Consider the following 1,804-nt stretch of genomic DNA (forward strand, 5'->3'; position numbering starts at 1 on the left):
AGGCGCGGTTGGCCTCGGCCATCTTGTGGGTGTCCTCGCGACGCTTGACCGCCGCACCGACGCCGTTGGAGGCGTCGAGCAGTTCGCCGGCGAGGCGCTCACCCATGGTGTGCTCACGACGGATGCGGGCGTACCCGACCACCCATCGCAGGGCCAGCGTGGTCGAACGCGACGGCCGGACCTCGATCGGTACCTGGTAGGTGGCACCACCGACGCGGCGGGACTTGACCTCGAGCTGCGGCTTGACGTTGTCGATCGCGCGCTTGAGGACGCTGATCGGGTCGCCGCCCGAGGTGCGGTTGCCGATGTTGGCGAGCGCGTCGTAGACGATCGCTTCCGCGATCGAACGCTTGCCGTCGCGCATGACGCGGTTGATCAGCTGGGTCACGAGCGCCGAGCCGTACTTGGCGTCGGGCTGGACCTTGCGGCGGCCGGGAGATCCCTTGCGAGGCATATCAGCTGTCCTTCTTCACGCCGTAGCGGGAGCGCGCTTGCTTGCGGTCGCGGACCGGGGCTGCGTCGAGGGAGCCGCGGATGACCTTGTAACGGACACCAGGGAGGTCCTTCACGCGGCCGCCACGCACGAGCACGATGGAGTGCTCCTGCAGGTTGTGGCCCTCACCGGGGATGTAGGCCGTGACCTCGATCCCGGACGAGAGCTTGACGCGGCAGACCTTGCGGAGGGCCGAGTTCGGCTTCTTGGGGGTGGTGGTGTAGACGCGCGTGCAGACACCGCGGCGCTGGGGCGAACCCTTGAGCGCGAGCGTCTTGTTCTTCTTGGCCTTCGACTGACGGCCGTTGCGCACCAGCTGCTGGATGGTGGGCATCCTCGAGTACTCCGTCGGGTCGCCTCGTGCGCGGTGGCGCGAGATCTGGGGTGGAAGCCCGCCTGGAGCGAGCTGACGCGCGCGGGCGCGCGTCGGGCGGGTTTCGTTGCAGCGGGGCCCCGAGGCCCGCCGTCGCCTCACCCCGGAGGGCGGAGCGCGGTGGCGCGTCGAGCGGGTCCCACCGGGCGGCTCGGTCCGACCCACGGGGTCGGGCGTTCCGCCTCTGGTGAACGGTCCGGGGTGCAGCGCGCGCGGGCTTCTGCGCGAGATCCTCGAGCGAGAGGTGGCGCGGGAGCGCCCGGACCGCGCTACGGCGAGGCCGCAGCGCAGGGTCGGACGGTACCGACGGTGCGCGCGGGCTGTCAAACGGTCCGGTGCCGGCGCGCGCCCATCCGGGGCGGAACGACGTCCGACCAGCGAGCTGGGTGCCAGCCTCGCGTCCACGCGGGATCCTGGTGTGGACCGCTCGAGGGGCCGCGCCGAAGCGCGACCCCTCGAGCGGTGAGGCGAGCCGGCTCAGCTGTCGGCCGGCTCCTCCTCGAGACCAGCGTCGTCCACCACGCCGTCGTCCACGGCGCCGTCGTCCACGGCGCCGTCGTCGACCACGCCGTCGTCGGCGGGCTCGGTCATCGGGTCCTCAGTGGTGATGTCGCCGTCGTCAGCGCAGGCACCGGCACCGAGAGCCAGGGCGCCGGCGGCCACGAGCGCGGCGGACGAGCGTCGGAAGGAACGGAGCGTGGTCATGTGGTTCTCCTGAGTGTGGGGAGTTGGTCGAACCAGCAGGGACGGTAGAGGTCGCCACGGGTCCCGTCCTGGCCCTGCGATGGGGGCGGCGGTGCCGAACGGCCACCGGTGGACGGTGCATGCGGTGGTCCCCCGGCCGGGTCGCCGTGGCCGGCCGCCGGGGGCCGGCCGGGGCCGACGGGCCCGCGAGGGCAGCCGGCCGCGCGGAGGAGCAGAGACGAGCGGAGGGGGGG

3 protein-coding genes are annotated in these 1,804 nt (G+C 72.6%); all 3 read right to left on the minus strand.

Annotated features, from left to right (window positions below):
• A partial coding sequence (rpsG, locus tag WEB03_RS15235; protein ID WP_368071773.1) for a 30S ribosomal protein S7 occupies positions 1 to 454 on the minus strand: 454 nt, incomplete at its 3' end.
• Position 455: 1 nt separating this feature from the next.
• A complete protein-coding gene (gene rpsL, locus WEB03_RS15240) occupies positions 456 to 827 on the minus strand; it encodes a 30S ribosomal protein S12 (protein ID WP_052664405.1) in 372 nt (123 codons plus the stop codon).
• A 516-nt stretch (positions 828 to 1,343) separates the two neighbouring features.
• A complete protein-coding gene (locus WEB03_RS15245; protein WP_368071774.1) occupies positions 1,344 to 1,571 on the minus strand; it encodes a hypothetical protein in 228 nt (75 codons plus the stop codon).
• Between the last annotated feature and the right edge of the window lie 233 nt (positions 1,572 to 1,804).

The sequence above is a fragment of the Nitriliruptor sp. genome, assembly GCF_040882075.1.
GTDB lineage: Bacteria > Actinomycetota > Nitriliruptoria > Nitriliruptorales > Nitriliruptoraceae > Nitriliruptor.

Bases quoted from the DNA above. Each gene is read 5' to 3' on its own strand.
- WEB03_RS15245 (WP_368071774.1), bottom strand. From the start codon at position 1,571: ATGACCACGCTCCGTTCCTTCCGACGCTCGTCCGCCGCGCTCGTGGCC.
- rpsL (WP_052664405.1), bottom strand. From the start codon at position 827: ATGCCCACCATCCAGCAGCTGGTGCGCAACGGCCGTCAGTCGAAGGCC.